Origin of the sequence: Bartonella mastomydis, assembly GCF_900185775.1 — a bacterium.
Classification (GTDB): Bacteria; Pseudomonadota; Alphaproteobacteria; order Rhizobiales; family Rhizobiaceae; genus Bartonella; species Bartonella elizabethae.
The window spans coordinates 1,043,122-1,058,549 of the sequence record NZ_LT883138.1 but is presented as its reverse complement, the minus strand read 5'-3'; the positions used below and the strand labels follow the sequence as shown (position 1 = coordinate 1,058,549).

General features: G+C 41.0%; 12 protein-coding genes. 9 read left to right on the top strand and 3 right to left on the bottom strand.

All coding sequences use genetic code 11. From position 1 onward, the window contains the following. The first annotated feature begins 8 nt into the window (after window positions 1-8). The 8 genes from FJG96_RS07835 (at window position 9) to ligA (ending at window position 11,078) form a co-directional block, all read left to right on the top strand. Window positions 9-929: a D-alanine--D-alanine ligase gene (locus tag FJG96_RS07835; RefSeq protein ID WP_139413456.1), complete on the top strand. Its 921-nt coding sequence runs from the start codon at window positions 9-11 to the stop codon at window positions 927-929. Next, a complete protein-coding gene (locus FJG96_RS07830; RefSeq protein WP_139413455.1) occupies window positions 917-1,828 on the top strand; it encodes a cell division protein FtsQ/DivIB in 912 nt (303 codons plus the stop codon). The genes FJG96_RS07835 and FJG96_RS07830 overlap by 13 nt, the downstream gene beginning before the upstream one ends. Beyond that, window positions 1,825-3,126 (top strand): cell division protein FtsA, encoded by a 1,302-nt coding sequence (gene ftsA, locus FJG96_RS07825; protein ID WP_139413454.1) that lies wholly within the window; start codon window positions 1,825-1,827, stop codon window positions 3,124-3,126. The genes FJG96_RS07830 and ftsA overlap by 4 nt, the downstream gene beginning before the upstream one ends. Window positions 3,127-3,189: 63 nt before the next feature. Further along, a complete protein-coding gene (ftsZ, locus tag FJG96_RS07820; protein WP_139413453.1) occupies window positions 3,190-4,962 on the top strand; it encodes a cell division protein FtsZ in 1,773 nt (590 codons plus the stop codon). A 213-nt stretch (window positions 4,963-5,175) separates the two neighbouring features. After that, complete coding sequence (gene lpxC / locus FJG96_RS07815; protein ID WP_139413452.1) at window positions 5,176-6,060, top strand: UDP-3-O-acyl-N-acetylglucosamine deacetylase; 885 nt, start codon at window positions 5,176-5,178, stop codon at window positions 6,058-6,060. Between the two features lie 162 nt (window positions 6,061-6,222). Further along, entirely contained in the window at window positions 6,223-7,116 is an 894-nt protein-coding gene (locus FJG96_RS07810; RefSeq protein WP_139413451.1) for an outer membrane protein assembly factor BamD, read from the top strand. A gap of 7 nt (window positions 7,117-7,123) precedes the next feature. After that, the gene (recN, locus tag FJG96_RS07805) at window positions 7,124-8,785 is read left to right on the top strand and encodes a DNA repair protein RecN (RefSeq protein WP_139413644.1); all 1,662 of its coding nucleotides are present in this window, start codon (window positions 7,124-7,126) and stop codon (window positions 8,783-8,785) included. A gap of 133 nt (window positions 8,786-8,918) precedes the next feature. Continuing rightward, window positions 8,919-11,078, top strand: a complete 2,160-nt coding sequence (gene ligA, locus FJG96_RS07800; protein ID WP_139413450.1) for an NAD-dependent DNA ligase LigA — start codon at window positions 8,919-8,921, stop codon at window positions 11,076-11,078. Between the two features lie 230 nt (window positions 11,079-11,308). On the opposite strand, the gene FJG96_RS07795 is transcribed toward ligA, so the two are convergent. Genes FJG96_RS07795 through FJG96_RS07785 form a run of 3 tightly spaced genes read right to left on the bottom strand, consistent with a single transcriptional unit; the run spans window position 11,309 to window position 14,634 of the window. Next, window positions 11,309-13,135 (bottom strand): aminopeptidase P family protein, encoded by a 1,827-nt coding sequence (locus FJG96_RS07795; protein ID WP_139413449.1) that lies wholly within the window; start codon window positions 13,133-13,135, stop codon window positions 11,309-11,311. 17 nt (window positions 13,136-13,152) lie between these two features. Further along, window positions 13,153-14,022, bottom strand: a complete 870-nt coding sequence (locus tag FJG96_RS07790) for a 50S ribosomal protein L11 methyltransferase (protein ID WP_139413448.1) — start codon at window positions 14,020-14,022, stop codon at window positions 13,153-13,155. 30 nt (window positions 14,023-14,052) lie between these two features. Next, the gene (locus tag FJG96_RS07785) at window positions 14,053-14,634 is read right to left on the bottom strand and encodes an SCO family protein (RefSeq protein ID WP_139413447.1); all 582 of its coding nucleotides are present in this window, start codon (window positions 14,632-14,634) and stop codon (window positions 14,053-14,055) included. A gap of 138 nt (window positions 14,635-14,772) precedes the next feature. Between FJG96_RS07785 and FJG96_RS07780 the strand changes: the two genes are divergently transcribed. Further along, entirely contained in the window at window positions 14,773-15,414 is a 642-nt protein-coding gene (locus tag FJG96_RS07780; RefSeq protein ID WP_139413446.1) for a DapH/DapD/GlmU-related protein, read from the top strand. The last annotated feature ends 14 nt before the right edge of the window (window positions 15,415-15,428 follow it).

Below are 15,428 nucleotides of genomic sequence, written 5' to 3'. Positions count from 1 at the left end.
GATTGATTATGAGAGATAAACATATAGCTGTGTTAATGGGAGGTTTTTCTTCTGAACGGTCTGTAAGTTTATCTTCAGGAACGGCTTGTGCTGATGTTCTTGAGATGCAAGGGTATCGCGTGAGCCGCGTGGATGTTGATGCTCATATTGCTTCTGTTCTTGAACAGTTGCAGCCTGATATTGCTTTCAATGCATTGCATGGCCCATTTGGTGAAGACGGCCGGATTCAGGGGATTCTTGAATATTTAAAAATTCCTTATACTCATTCTGGTGTGATGGCATCTGCTTTGGCCATGGATAAGGGGCGTGCAAAAATTATTGTTGAAAGTGTGGGGGTTTGTGTTGCTCCTTCTCGTATTATGAATCGCTTTGCTGTTGGGCAAGTGCATCCCATGGAGCCTCCTTATGTCATTAAGCCTGTGTGTGAAGGATCAAGTTTTGGTGTTGTCATTGTCCAGGAAAATGAAGCAGCACCACCTAATAATATTGGGGGAGCTGATTGGGGATATGCCGATGAGGTGATGGTTGAAAAATATATTCCTGGTCGTGAATTGACTTGCGCTGTTTTAGGCAATGAAGTGCTGGATGTGTGTGAAATTCTCCCCAACCAACATTTTCCATTCTACGATTATGACTCAAAATATAAGACGGGTGGTTCTCTTCACATTTGTCCTGCACAACTTTCACTAAATATTTACCAAAGTGTGCAAAGAATGTCTTTAGCAGCCCATCAGGCGATAGGGTGTCGAGGTGTTAGCCGTTCTGATTTTCGTTTTGATGAGAAAACGGGAGAATTGGTTTGGCTTGAAATTAATACGCAACCCGGTATGACATCGACGTCTCTTCTTCCTGATATTGCAAAAGCGAGCGGTCGTACTTACGGCGATATTGTTCAATGGATGGTGGAGGACGCATCATGTATGCGTTGAATGTTAATAAAACAAATGTTCCGATGGAGGTACTTTTAGTGCCGGCTTTACCACGTCTTTATCGTCGTTTTCTTCGCTTTATGTTTGAGTTTGTTTTTGTCAATATTCATATTCCGCGCCATTTCGGTTCTTTTGCTGTTGTATGGTTTTTCTTTGTGACAGCTTTTTATGGACTTTCATCAAGTGGTCAGATGGCTGTGATTGTAAACACGATCATATCGGATAGTGGCTTTGTGGTCACGCAAGTCGATATCAGTGGTAATAAGCGCTTGGCAAAGCAAGATATTTTGAAAATTTTAGGACTTGATGTTGCGCCCTCTATATTCACTTTTGATGTTGAAAGAGCGCGTTCTCTTTTGGAAAAACAGGCTTGGGTTCAATCGGCAAATGTTCAAAAAATTTATCCCAATAGAATGCGTATTTCCATCGTGGAGCGTGAGCCTTATGCTATTTGGCAACATGATAGCATAATGGATATTGTTGATCATACGGGGCGTGTCATTGTGCCCTTTAAAGGAGGAATTGTTCGGGATTTGCCTCTTGTGGTTGGGCAGGGTGCGCAAAATGCAGCTAAAGGATTTATTCAAGCGCTGTCAGTTTATCGGCAAGTGTATGATCGTGTTCGTGCTTTTGTACGGGTAGGTGATCGGCGTTGGGATCTTGTTTTGGATAATGGAATGCGCGTTATGCTGCCTGAAAATGGTGCTCTTGAAAGGCTTTCCTCTCTTATTTCATCCGGTACAATGAAAGATCTTTTATCACGCGATGTTCTCAGTGTTGATTTACGTCTTGCTGATCGAATTACTGTTTCTTTATCAGATGAAACGTTGGAGCGTTATCAAGCTCGTGTCGCAGAAGAAGAGCGTATTTTAAAGGCGCGAAAGGTAGGAAACCCATGATGTTGTTCAGATCACATCATCGGGGGGGGCGTAAGACACGTTTTTTAACGGTTCTTGATGTTGGCTCAAGTAAGATTGTCTGTCTGATTGCCTGTTTGCGTCCTTTGAAGTATGCACACTATTTACATGGTCGTACGCATTCTATGGAAATTCTAGGCTTTGGAGTACAGCGTTCACGCGGTATTAAATCTGGTGTTGTCATGGATATGTTTGCAGCAGAACAATCCATACGCTTGGCTGTTGATGCGGCAGAAAAAATGGCTGGTTTGGTGGTGGATTCAGTAATTGTGAATTTTTCCTCAAGTCGATTACAAAGTGCTTTGATTCATGGAAAGGTCGATTTGAATGGTCGTGAAGTCACTAAGCGTGATATGCGTATGGCCTTTTCAGATGTTTCGCGTAAAGCTTTTGATGCTGAACGTCATATTATGCACTCAGTTCCAGTTTCTTATATCTTGGATGGAGATAAAGGAATTTCTGACCCCGTCGGCATGGCAGGGGAAATATTTGGTGTCGATGTACATGTGGTAACCGCAGAAACAGCCTCTTTGCGTAATTTAGAAACGTGTATTAATCGTGCACATTTGAGTGTTGAAGCAATGGTTGCTACTCCCTTTGCAAGTGGTCTTGCTGTCTTGATGAATGATGAGGCTCATTTAGGAGCTGCATGTATTGATTTTGGTGGTGGAACAACAACGTTTTCAGTGTTTTTTGAAGGAAAATTTGTTCATGCGGATGCTCTTGCTGTTGGCGGGCATCATGTCACTCTTGATGTCGCGCGCGGATTTTCTATGTCTCTAACAGAAGCGGAACGTTTAAAAGTTGTTTATGGTTCAGCACTTTTAACAAGTGCCGATGAGCGGCAAATGATTAATGTCGCAGAAATTGGCAGTGAACAGCGTGAAACGCAATATCCTCGCGCGGTTCTTGGTCGCATCATTCGTGCGCGTGTTGAAGAAATTTTAGAAATGGTGCGTGATTGTTTAAATCGTTCTGGTTTTGGTCACATCATTGGTAAGCGTGTTATTTTAACTGGGGGAGCAAGCCAGTTAACAGGATTGCCAGAAATGGCACGTACTATATTAGGAAGAAATGTTCGTATCGGGCGGCCTTTAGGGATTTCAAGGCTTCCTACTCTTGCAAAAGGGGCGGCGTTTACATCTGCTGTTGGGTTGTTAATTTATCCGCAATTGGTGGGTTTTGAAGAAAAAACAATGCAGGCGGCAGGAAATCATTTATCGATGGGCACGCGTGGGTATTTTCAGCGTGTTGGTCAGTGGTTGCGTGAGAGTTTTTAGTTAAGTCTAGTTGGATAAATTTCATCGCTTTGGCTTGCGGTGTCTTATGAGAAGGAAAAGAAAATGACGATTAATCTGCATCGGCCAGATATCGCGGAATTGAAGCCACGCATTACCGTTTTTGGTGTTGGAGGTGGTGGCGGGAATGCCGTGAATAATATGATAAATGCTGGTCTTCAGGGAGTTGACTTTGTTGTTGCTAATACGGATGCACAGGCTTTGGCTATGTCAAAGGCTGAACGTGTTATCCAGCTTGGTGCTGCTGTGACAGAAGGTTTGGGTGCTGGGGCTTTACCAGAAGTTGGACAAGCCGCGGCAGAGGAATGTATTGATGAAATTATCGATCATCTTGCAGACTCTCATATGGTTTTTATTACTGCTGGTATGGGGGGCGGAACTGGAACAGGGGCTGCTCCCGTTGTTGCGCGCGCAGCGCGTGAAAAAGGTATTTTGACCGTTGGTGTTGTGACAAAGCCATTTCAGTTTGAAGGGGCGCGTCGGATGAAAACGGCAGAGGCTGGTATTGAAGAATTACAAAAGTCTGTCGATACATTGATTGTTATTCCCAATCAAAATCTTTTCCGTATTGCGAATGATAAAACAACGTTTGCTGATGCTTTTGCTATGGCTGACCAAGTGCTTTATTCTGGTGTTGCTTCCATTACGGATTTGATGATTAAAGAGGGCTTGATTAACCTCGATTTTGCTGATGTTCGTTCTGTTATGCACGAAATGGGCCGAGCCATGATGGGAACAGGTGAAGCATCTGGTGAGGGACGAGCTTTGGCTGCTGCTGAAGCGGCTATTGCAAACCCATTGTTGGATGATACCTCTATGCGTGGAGCACGTGGTTTATTGATTTCTATTACAGGTGGGCGTGATATGACCCTCTTTGAGGTTGATGAAGCTGCTAATCGTATTCGTGAAGAAGTGGATGCTGATGCGAATGTGATCTTTGGCGCCATTGATGATGAGTCCTTAGAAGGTGTTATTCGTGTTTCTGTGGTTGCCACCGGTATTGATCGTGAGGTTAGTGATGTGGTTCAGCCCTCTCAGCCTCAGCTCCAAAGGCAAACTTCTTCAATACGCAAGAATGATCCTGGAACGCCACACAGTTCTTTTCATGTTCAGTCACCGCCTTTGCGTTCTGAATCAATGGTAGAAGTTATCGAATCACTTGAAATAGAAAAAGGTAAGCCAACGGGAGAACAGTTTCGTCCCAAAAGTCAAATTTTTGCACAGCCTGCAGAAGCAATGGCGACACGAAATGCGACAAAAGCTGTTGCTTATGGTTCAAATGTTGTGCAGGATCAGATATCAAATGCTCCACGTATGCAAGGAGGTCGTATTTCTCAACAAACTATGACGGTTCCTGTGAGCATGGAGGCTACAGCGCATGTTCTTGATGAGATGACAGGGGTTGTAAAGCAAAAAGAAAAGCTAGTACAACCAAAACAAACACAACATATGCAAGCGCGCGCTCCAATGCGGATGCCTGAGTTAAAGGATTTTCCTCCTGTTGCTCATGGACAGAGACAAAGAACATCTGTGACTGATCAAGGTCCTCGTAATCTTTGGCAGCGTTTGAAACAGAGCTTGACACATCGTGAGGATGAAGAGCCAGAAGCAAGGTTAGAACCTGCTGTGAGATCGTCACAGCAGCAAGAGTCTTCTCTTTACAATAAAAAATCTCAGGCGCTTTCTCAAGATGCTTCTGTTTATATTCCACGCCGTTCTGGTGAGTTGCATCCTCAGGTTCCACAAGATCAGCGTACTTTTATCAGTGAAGAAGATCAGTTAGAAATACCGGCGTTTTTACGTCGTCAGGCAAATTAATTGGTAAAAAATGAGGCAAAGTAAGAAATTTTATATCTTCTTTGGCGATGAGTCAGAATTTATAAAGTAAAATATACTGTTATTTTAGATAAAATACTTTGTTTTAAAAAAAACCGCTTATAACAAGCGGTTTTTTTATTATTTACTATGAATATTTTTTTTATAGTTTTATAAATTTTGTTAAAAGATGTAAAAGAAATGCAATAAAATAATATGATGAATTTAGTGCCAAGATATCAGTCTACTCTTAAAAAAGCAGTAACATTTAAGGGGATTGGCGTTCATAGTGGCTGTTTGTCAGAGGTCAAGGTTTGTCCAGCCGATGTTGGATGTGGTATTCTTTTTAAACGTCGTGGATTAGACGGAACAGAGAAAATATTTCAAGCCCATGCATCGCAAATGGGAGAAACTGAGTTATCAACGGTGCTTGGAGGTGGAGAAGTAAGGGTTGAAACAATTGAACATTTGATGGCAGCCATTGCTGCTTATAATTTAGATAATCTTGTGATTGAAGTGTCGCATAATGAGATCCCTATTTTAGATGGTTCTGCATGGCAATATTGTCAAGCTTTTGAGGATGTTGGTATTGTCCAGCAAAATGCATACCGTTCTTATTTCATGATAAAAAAGCCGTTACGGGTTGAAGACGCTCATGGTTTTGCAGAGCTTTTGCCATTTGATGGGCGTCGTTTTGATATAACGATTTCTTTTCCTTCTTCTGCCATTGGTAGGCAACATTTCAGTTTTGATCTTACCACACAAGGGTTTCGAGATGATTTGTCACGTGCACGTACTTTTGGTTTTATTAAAGACGTGGAAAAATTACGGCTTTCTGGAAAGGCGAGAGGCGCTTCTTTGGAAAATTCTCTTGTTATCGGTTTTGATGACAAAATTTTAAATTCTGATGGTCCTTATTGGGAAAATGAATGTGTTCGGCACAAAATGCTTGATGCGATTGGTGATACTGCTTTACTTGGAGGGCCTTTTATTGGATTATTTCGTTCTTACTGTAGTGGCCATAGAATTAATGCAAAATTGGTGAAAGCTATTTTGGCAGACGAATCATATTACGAAAAAAGCTCTTTAGAGAAAGAGTAAAGGAAAATTGAAAAGATTTTTTTATTGTTTTTTTGATTTTTAAGGGGATGATTGACCTAAATTGCTAAATTGGTTATGTGCATTTTAAAGTGATATGGTATAAAAACTTTTAATAAATTATTTTTGCTACAAAAGTGGTATTCTGTGGAGGCCGGAAAAACTATGAAAAAATCTCATGTGTGCATTAGAAGTATGGCATATAGAAAATCTAGCATTGTACGCAAGATATTAGGGGTGGTGCTTTTGGGAAGCACCTGTATGTTAGCGGGATGTCTCTTTAAAGAGAAAAATACCCTTGATCCATCTGCTTATGTTTTAAAAATGGATCCACCAGATGTTCTCTATAATCAGGGGCTTGCGAGCCTTGAGAGTGGGCGGCTTGGAGATGCTGCGAAAAAGTTTTTGAAGATTGAAAAACAGTATGCTTATACAGATTGGGGCCGTAAATCTTTAGTCATGGGGGCCTTTACAAATTATCGTCTCGGAAAATATGATGATTCAATTAGTATGGCTCAACGCTATATTACTCTTTATCCAGGGTCTAGTGACTCGGCTTATGCGTACTATATTATTGGTCTTTCTTCTTTTCGTCGGATTCCTGATGTTACGCGTGATCAACGTGATACCAAACGCGCTATTGCTGCGATGCAGCTCCTTATAGAGCGTTATCCTAATTCTGAATATGTCAAGGATGCTAAGGATAAAATACGTTTCGGGCGTGAACAATTGGCTGGTAAAGAAATGCAGATTGGCCGTTATTATGAAGAAGGGCGGCGTTATCTTGCTGCAAGTAGAAGGTTTCGTACCGTCGTTGAAGAGTATTCCGATACAAATCAAATTGAAGAAGCGCTTTTCCGCTTAACGGAAGTTAATCTGGCTCTTGGTTTAACGGCGGAAGCACAAACGGCAGCAGCTATTTTAGGACGGAATTATCCCAAAAGTGAGTGGTATAAATTTTCTTATAATCTCTTGCAGAAGAATAAAATAGTGCCACATGAGCATAAATCTTCTTGGATCTCAAATGCTTTAGGTGGTGATAAGAAGAGGGCTCGTTGATTCTCTCATGCTCGTACAGCTTTCGATTCATAATATTGTTTTGATCGAAACGCTCGATATTCATTTTACGGCGGGGTTGACGGTTTTAACTGGAGAAACAGGGGCGGGAAAATCTATTTTACTTGATGCTTTGTCGCTTGCTCTTGGGGGACGGGGAGATGCTTTGCTTGTGCGTCATGGTACTGATCGCGGACAGGTCACCGCTGTTTTTGATGTCCCTCTTTCACATCCTGCACGTCAGCTTATTCGTGAGAATGGTCTTGATGATGAAGGGGATATTATTTTACGACGTGTGCAATCGAGTGATGGACGCAGTCGTGTCTTTATCAATGATCAGGTGGCGAGTGTTGCATTGATGCGGAGTGTTGGTTGTCACTTGGTTGAAATCCATGGACAGCATGATGATCGTGCGCTTGTTGATGTTGCGACACATCGCCAGTTATTAGATGCCTTTGGGGGGCTTGAAGGTGACGTGGAAAATTTACGTCAATGTTATCGGGTATGGCATGAATGTGAAGAGCGTTTGCAACAACAGCGTCTTAAAGTAGAAAATGCAACGCGCGAGATGGATTATCTTCGGGCGTGTGTGGAAGAGCTTGAAAAGCTTGATTTTCAAGTTGGTGAAGAGGAGGCTCTTTCTCTTCGTCGTGCGGATATGCTTAAGTTAGAAAAAATAGCGACGGATATTAAGGAAGCTGATGATCTTTTGAGTGGTCAAAAATCGCCAGTTCCGGTGCTTTCTAATTTGGTGAGGCGTTTGGAGCGAAAAATCCCTGAGGCAGAAGAGCTCATTACACCAGTGGTGAAATCACTTGACGATGCGTTGCATGCACTTGCAACAGCACAAGAAGGCATTGAGACAGCAATACGGGCATTGGATTTTGAACCTGATGAATTGGAACGGATAGAAGAGCGTCTTTTTACGCTTCGCGGTTTTGCGCGTAAATATCAAGTTTCTGCGGATGAATTGGTTCAGTTACGCGATAAAATGGATGCTGAACTTACTGATTTTGAAGAGGCTCAGAACACGTTAATGCGTTTTGAAGATGAGGCAAGAGAGGCACAGAAAAATTATGATACATTGGCACAAACCTTAACAATAAAACGTCGAGAAACAGCAAAGCATTTATCTGAAAGTGTTATGGCTGAGTTGCCGGCATTAAAATTAGAAAAGGCAGAATTTATTGTTGAAATGCAGACTGATGTTGAAAGGCGAAGTGCAGAGGGGTGTGATCGTATTGAATATTGGGTGCGGACCAATCCTGGAACACGGGCTGGCCCCATGCTGAGTGTTGCTTCTGGTGGTGAATTGTCTCGCTTTTTATTGGCATTAAAGGTTGTGTTATCTGATCGCGGATCAGCTCCCACGTTGATTTTTGATGAAATTGATACAGGTGCTGGGGGCGCTGTTGCGGCCGCTATTGGGCAACGGTTGCAACGTTTGTCGGAAAAGATTCAGGTTTTTGCTATTACGCATGCACCCCAAGTTGCATCGAAAGCGCATAGTCATTTTCTTATTTCAAAGATTGAAAGTGATGATAAGGGGTGCTTTATGACTGTTCTTCATAAAATGGAAGAGGAGGAGCGTGCAGAAGAAATTGCTCGTATGTTGGCAGGAGAACAGATTACCGAGGAAGCACGAGCTGCTGCTCAAAAACTTCTTGCATAAAGATTCAGTGATTTAACGATAAAAATATCGCTTATTAATTATTTTACTGACAAGCGTGTGTTCATTTGAGTTCACTTTATAATTTAAAGAGTGAGATTTTTATGACTATAGACCATCATTTGGAATAGATTTTATGAACAAGGACGGAATTAAAAACCTCACTGCTCTTGAAGCAGAAAGTGAATTAGAGTGGTTAGCAAAAGAGATTGCACGTCATGATGTGCTTTATAATCGTGATGATCAACCTGAAATTTCTGATGCTGAATATGATGCTCTTCGCCAGCGTAACGCAGAAATTGAAGCTCTCTTTCCCGAACTCGTTCGTATAGACTCTCCTTCACATAAAATTGGAGCACCGGTTTCTGAAAAGTTTGAAAAATCTGTTCATACACAACCGATGCTTTCCCTTGATAATGCGTTTAGCTCTGAAGATGTTACTGAATTTGTTGAACGTGTGCGTCGTTTTTTACGGTTTTCAGAAACACAAATATTAGAAATAACGGCGGAGCCAAAAATTGATGGTTTATCGTTGTCTTTGCGCTATGAAAAAGGGCGGCTTGTATGTGCTGCAACGCGGGGTGATGGAGCAGTTGGTGAAAATGTGACAGCGAATGCACGAACAATTTCTGATATTCCAAAAGTTTTGCAAGGCAAATTTCCTGATATTCTTGAGGTTCGTGGTGAAGTTTATATGGGACGGGAGGATTTCCAAGCGCTTAATATCAGCCAGCAAGAGAAGGGTAAGTTAACCTTTGCTAACCCTCGAAATGCTGCGGCTGGATCACTGCGTCAACTGGATTCACGGATAACTGCTAGCAGAAAGCTGCGATTTTTTGCTTATGGTTGTGGTGAGGTGAGCAAAATATTTGCAGAAAGCCAAATGGAGATGATAAAAAATCTCGAAAAATATGGCTTTATTATCAATCCATTAACAAAATTTTTTAAGACAGTAGAAGAAATTATTTCCTATTATCATGATATCGAAGAACGCCGTTATTCTTTAAACTATGATATTGATGGCATTGTTTATAAGGTTAATGATTTGATGCTCCAAAAGCGTTTGGGATTTGTTTCTCGTTCGCCGCGTTGGGCTATTGCGCATAAATTTCCAGCAGAAAAGGCTACGGCACTTTTGGAAGACATTGATATTCAAGTGGGGCGCACTGGAGCATTAACACCTGTTGCACGTCTTACGCCTATTACTGTTGGTGGGGTGGTGGTGACCAATGCAAGTTTGCATAATGAGGATTATATTAAAGGAATTGGTCATAAAGGAGAGCCCATTCGTGAGGGGCGCGATATTCGTATCGGCGATACGGTGATTATACAACGTGCTGGCGATGTAATTCCTCAAGTTGTTGATATCGTTGTGGAAAAACGTAAAAAAGATTCTTTTGCTTTTGTTTTTCCTCACCTTTGTCCTGCTTGTGGCAGTCATGCTGTTCGTGAAGCAGGAGAAGCTGTGCGTCGGTGTACCGGTGGGCTTATCTGTCCTGCACAAGCGATTGAGCGTATTCGTCATTTTGTTGCACGCAATGCCTTTGATATTGAAGGGCTTGGAAAAAAACAGGTGGAGTTTTTCTTTCATATTCAAGAAAAAACGCTTCGGATTCATACACCTGCTGATATTTTTACTTTACAGCGGCGCCAAGAAAACTCGTTGGTACGTTTGGAAAATATGGAGGGTTTTGGTGCTGTTTCAGTGCGCAAACTTTATGATGCCATTAATGCACGTCGAAAAATTCCTCTCAGTCGTTTTTTGTTTGCATTGGGCATTCGCCATGTTGGAGAGGTCAATGCACGCCGTCTTGCGCGGGCTTATCAAACTTATACAGCTTTTGAAACTGCGGCGATGGAAGCACTTATGCCATGTGAGAAAGAAAATAAAGAAGGCAATGAAGCTTGGCTGGAGCTTACCAATATTGAAGGAATTGGACCACAGGTAGGGGAGGCAATTATTGATTTTTATCAAGAAGCCCATAACCGTGAGGTTTTGGCTATTTTGCTTGAAGAAGTGACTCCTCTCGATGAGGAGCCTGTTTTGACAGAATCTTCACCGTTAGCGGGAAAGATCATAGTTTTTACAGGAACTTTAGCGCATATGTCTCGCGATGAAGCAAAAGCATTGGCAGAGCGATTAGGGGCAAAGACTTCCGGTTCACTTTCTAAAAAAACAGATCTTCTTGTTGCAGGGCCTGGAGCAGGATCAAAATTGACTAAAGCTGGGGAGTTAGGTGTTGAGGTTATCGATGAAGAGGCTTGGCTACAGCTGATTGAGGGACATTATGGTTAAGAGGGAAAATGACGCTCAAGCATGATGGATATGCTTATCTTTTTTTCTCATTAGATGAGATTTACTGATATTGAAAGCCAATTTATAATTATTAATGCTGTGAAAGTCTTATCAAGACGATAAAATAATGAGGCATTTTAATTATTTCCTTATGTTTAGTCTACATTTTTGCTTGAAAAAAGAGCAAGAGCATTCTTGTTGAAAGCGTAAAAGAAATTGTATTTCTTCACTTAAAGAGGCATAGTTGCCTCTTTTACCCATTCTTTCTCTTCTTCATTTAAATAAGGTTCATTCATTTGATAAACACGTGCATGGTAATTATTGAGCCATTGTCGCTCTTCTTGTGTTAAAAGCTCTGGAAGAATGAGCTTTCGATCGATGGGGCAATGGGTGAGTGTTTCAAACGAGAGCATTTCTTTCTCTCCACCAGCAATTTTTTGTGCTGGCTTTACAATAAGCAAATTTTCAAGACGGATACCAAAAGCACCTTCACGATAATATCCAGGTTCATTAGAAACAATCATTCCAGGAATCAATTCTTGGCATCCTTTGCTTGAAATATTTTGTGGTCCTTCATGAACAGAGAGATAAGAACCAACGCCATGACCCGTACCATGGGCATAATCAAAACCGGCTTTCCACAAGGCAATGCGTGCTAGAACATCAATGTCTTGTCCGCGTGTTCCTTTTGGAAAACATGCTGTTGAAAGAGCAATCATGCCTTTAAGGACGAGAGTAAAACAGCGTTTTTCTTCTTCTCCAATATCCCCAATTGCAACTGTGCGTGTGACATCTGTGGTGCCATCCCTGTATTGTCCACCTGAATCCACAAGATAAAGTTCACCAACCTTGAGTTGTTTATTGGTTTCATTTGTTACACGGTAATGGATAATTGCTCCATTTGCACCTGCTGCTGAGATTGTATCAAAAGAGAGATCTTCAAGTTTTTTTCCCATGTCTTTTGCTGTATTTATGCGAAATTCTTCTAATTTCTGAGCAGCAGAAATTTCATTTATTGTGCTTGGTGTTTGTTTGTCTAACCAAGTAAAAAAACGGGTAAGAGCAACACCATCGCACAGATGTGCTTTCCGCGCTCCTTCTTGTTCTGTGGCATTTTTAATGGCTCGGGGTAGAGCTGCAGGATCGGTCAGTGTGATGAAAGATTTGCCACTTTCTTCAAGGATAGTGCGTAACTTTTCACATGTTAACTGTGGATCTAAAGCAAAAATCATGCCTTTTTGACTATAATCTTGAATCTTTGCAATAAGCTGTTCTGGTTCATATAATTTTGTATAACGTTCCAGATATTGTTTTTGTTCTTCACCAAGCTTGTTGCTATCAATGAATAAGGCTGGTGTTTCGTTTACAGGTATTAGGGCAAAACAAAGAGAAAAAGGTGTGTTGGAAACATCATTGCCACGTATATTGAACATCCATGCAATAGAGGAGGGATCTGTAAAAATAAAAGCATCTGCATTGGCTTGTTGTATGGTTTTGCGAACTAAGGAGAGCTTTTCATCGCTATCCCATCCTGCATATTGGAGAGGATGAATCGATAAGGCAGATTGTGGTGATGGTGGTTGATCATGCCAGATAAGATCAATAGGATTTTGTTGGACTGCTATAAGCTTTCCACCTGTTTTTATCTCTAAGGATTTTTTCAGTGTATCTGTAGCGGCAATGGTGTGGAGCCATGGATCAAAGCCAATAGAAAGTTGTGTTCCATTTTTTTCAAGCCATTGTGAGGGGGGGCACGTTACGAGATCTTCATATTCAAAAATATGAGGATTAGTTTGTTGGCGAACTTGGAGTTTATAGCGTCCATCAGTAAAGATAATAGCTTTATTTTTTAAAATGAGAGCGATCCCTGCTGAACCCGTAAAGCCAGTGAGCCAGCTTAAGCGTTGAGCATGGGGGGGAACATATTCTCCTTGATGTTCATCGCACCGGGGAACAAGAAAACCATCGAGCCCAAGACGATCGAGTTCTTTACGAAGAGAGGAAATACGCCCGAGGGCATGGCGGGGATTTGTTGTTGCTTCAAAAGATTGATACATAACAACGTCCTTTTCATTTATTTAAGATGTATCGTAACCCATCCTTGACGGTGGTATGTTTCAAGATGTTTTAATCCCTGTTTTACATAAGCTTCCAATACAAGATCATGTTGTTCTTCAAGGATTCCAGAAAGTACAAGTGATCCACCTTTTTGAAGGATTTGAACCATTTCTGGAGCAAGTTCAATAAGCGGATTGGCAAGGATATTGGCAATGATGAGATCAAAGGGCGCACGTGATGCAATTTCATCATGAGCAAAACCTATTGCTGTAATTGCCCTAATATATTTTTCTACGCCATTGAGTGCGATATTGTGTTGTGCAACTTTAATAGCAATGGGATCAATATCAGATGCAAGTATAGCAATAGGTTTGAGCTTTGCTATGCCAATGGCTAAGACACCACTGCCAGTTCCAAGATCAAGGGCATTTTGTGGATTCTCGTGTTTCATGATTTTGGCAATCATTTCTAAACAACCGGCTGTTGTTCCATGATGTCCAGTGCCAAAAGCTTGATTTGCGTCAATTTCAATGGGAAAAACACCTTGTGGGATATCATTACGGTTATGGCTTCCATGAAGGAAAAAAGGGCCAGCATGTACAGGTTGTAGTCCTTCTAGGCTTTTTTGCACCCAATCAATATTAGGTAAAACTTCCCTATTAATTTTATCAGAATCTATAGAAAGGGTCTGTGCAAAACGTTGCAGAACACGCTCTTCATTGTCTTGATCTACATAGAGTGAAAGCTCATAGATGGCATTTTTTTCATCTATCTCTGTAAGAGCCAAAGGATACCCTTCTTCGTCAAAAGCTGCTTCTATAAGCGTATAAAATCGTTCTGCTTCACTTTTAAAAGCAGTATAATACAGACGAATTTGCTGTGACATCCTGTTCTTTCTTTATAATTGGCTTTTTATTTAGTTTGAGACAAGTTTTTTGAGTCGTTCAATGGCGATTTCGTCTTTTAATTCATTATCATCTTCTTTGGGTTCATAAGGTATAATACCAGCGAGTTTGCCACCTTTTTTAAGCAAAAAAATTGCTGCTGTATGATCATAAGTATAATTTCCATCTGTTCCAGGTACTTTTTTAGCAAAAATATTAAATGAATTAACCATTTTATGAACTTTCTCAGGCTCTCCGCTAATGCCAATAATTTTATTGGTAAAATTACTGAGATATTCATGAAGAGCTTCCGGTGTATCTCGTTCAGGATCAACGGTCACAAACCATATTCCTAATTTATCAGCCTTTGGTCCAAGAGCTGTTAACCATCGATCAAGATTCATCAATGTTGTAGGACAGATTTCAGGGCACATCGTAAAACCGAAGAAAATAATTGAAGGTTTACTGCGAACATCCGCTTGCGTAACAGTTTGTCCATTTGAATCGGTGAGAGTAAACTCATCACCTAAAGGTTTATTGATCAATGTATCATAAATAGAAATCCCCGTAAGAAATATAACTGTTAGTCCTAAGATGCGGATTACATTTTTCATCGCTTGTCTTTCTTAAAAGTGTCAAAAAAATCTAGCATTGGTTGGTTTGTTTTGCAATGTTTGTTTCACGGTTGATTTTATGGGTTTGCTTGGTATGTCTTTTCATATCTCTTGATGAAACAATTGATGGAAGGTAATATGAATATTGAGAATGATCTTCGATTCCATGAAAGTAAACCGCGTATTCATACAACGGCACGATTGCATGGTTGTAAATTAGGGCGCTATGTGGAAATTAATGAGCGGGTGATTTTGCGGGATGTGACTGTTGGGGATTTTTCTTATTTAGAACGTAACAGTGAGGCTATTTATAGCGATATTGGTCGTTTTTGTTCTATTGCATCTCATGTACGGATGAATGCGTTGGAGCATCCCATGGAGCGCGTTTCAACGCATAAAATAACCTATCGTCCAAATGAATATTTTCGTTATAGGACACTCGATTGTTCTTTTCGCGAAAAGCGTTATGCAAAACGTGTTATCATTGGGCATGATGTGTGGATTGGGCATGGAGCGGTTATTATGCCTGGGGTAACAGTTGGACATGGTGCAATTATTGGAGCTAATGCTGTTATAACAAAAGATATTATGCCTTATACGATTGTTGCTGGGGTTCCAGCTCAACAATTGCGGATGCGTTTTCCCGATCATGTGATAGAAGATCTTTTAGATATGGCTTGGTGGGATTGGCCACTTGATAAAATTTACAACGCATTGCCTGATATGCAAAACCTCTCCATTGAAGCTTTTGTTCGCAAATGGCAAAGGCATTCAAAATAAAGAGGTCTTTTGAA

Bases quoted from the DNA above. Each gene is read 5' to 3' on its own strand.
- FJG96_RS07835 (WP_139413456.1), top strand. From the start codon at position 9: ATGAGAGATAAACATATAGCTGTGTTAATGGGAGGTTTTTCTTCTGAA.
- FJG96_RS07830 (WP_139413455.1), top strand. From the start codon at position 917: ATGTATGCGTTGAATGTTAATAAAACAAATGTTCCGATGGAGGTACTT.
- ftsA (WP_139413454.1), top strand. From the start codon at position 1,825: ATGATGTTGTTCAGATCACATCATCGGGGGGGGCGTAAGACACGTTTT.
- ftsZ (WP_139413453.1), top strand. From the start codon at position 3,190: ATGACGATTAATCTGCATCGGCCAGATATCGCGGAATTGAAGCCACGC.
- lpxC (WP_139413452.1), top strand. From the start codon at position 5,176: ATGATGAATTTAGTGCCAAGATATCAGTCTACTCTTAAAAAAGCAGTA.
- FJG96_RS07810 (WP_139413451.1), top strand. From the start codon at position 6,223: ATGAAAAAATCTCATGTGTGCATTAGAAGTATGGCATATAGAAAATCT.
- recN (WP_139413644.1), top strand. From the start codon at position 7,124: ATGCTCGTACAGCTTTCGATTCATAATATTGTTTTGATCGAAACGCTC.
- ligA (WP_139413450.1), top strand. From the start codon at position 8,919: ATGAACAAGGACGGAATTAAAAACCTCACTGCTCTTGAAGCAGAAAGT.
- FJG96_RS07795 (WP_139413449.1), bottom strand. From the start codon at position 13,135: ATGTATCAATCTTTTGAAGCAACAACAAATCCCCGCCATGCCCTCGGG.
- FJG96_RS07790 (WP_139413448.1), bottom strand. From the start codon at position 14,022: ATGTCACAGCAAATTCGTCTGTATTATACTGCTTTTAAAAGTGAAGCA.
- FJG96_RS07785 (WP_139413447.1), bottom strand. From the start codon at position 14,634: ATGAAAAATGTAATCCGCATCTTAGGACTAACAGTTATATTTCTTACG.
- FJG96_RS07780 (WP_139413446.1), top strand. From the start codon at position 14,773: ATGAATATTGAGAATGATCTTCGATTCCATGAAAGTAAACCGCGTATT.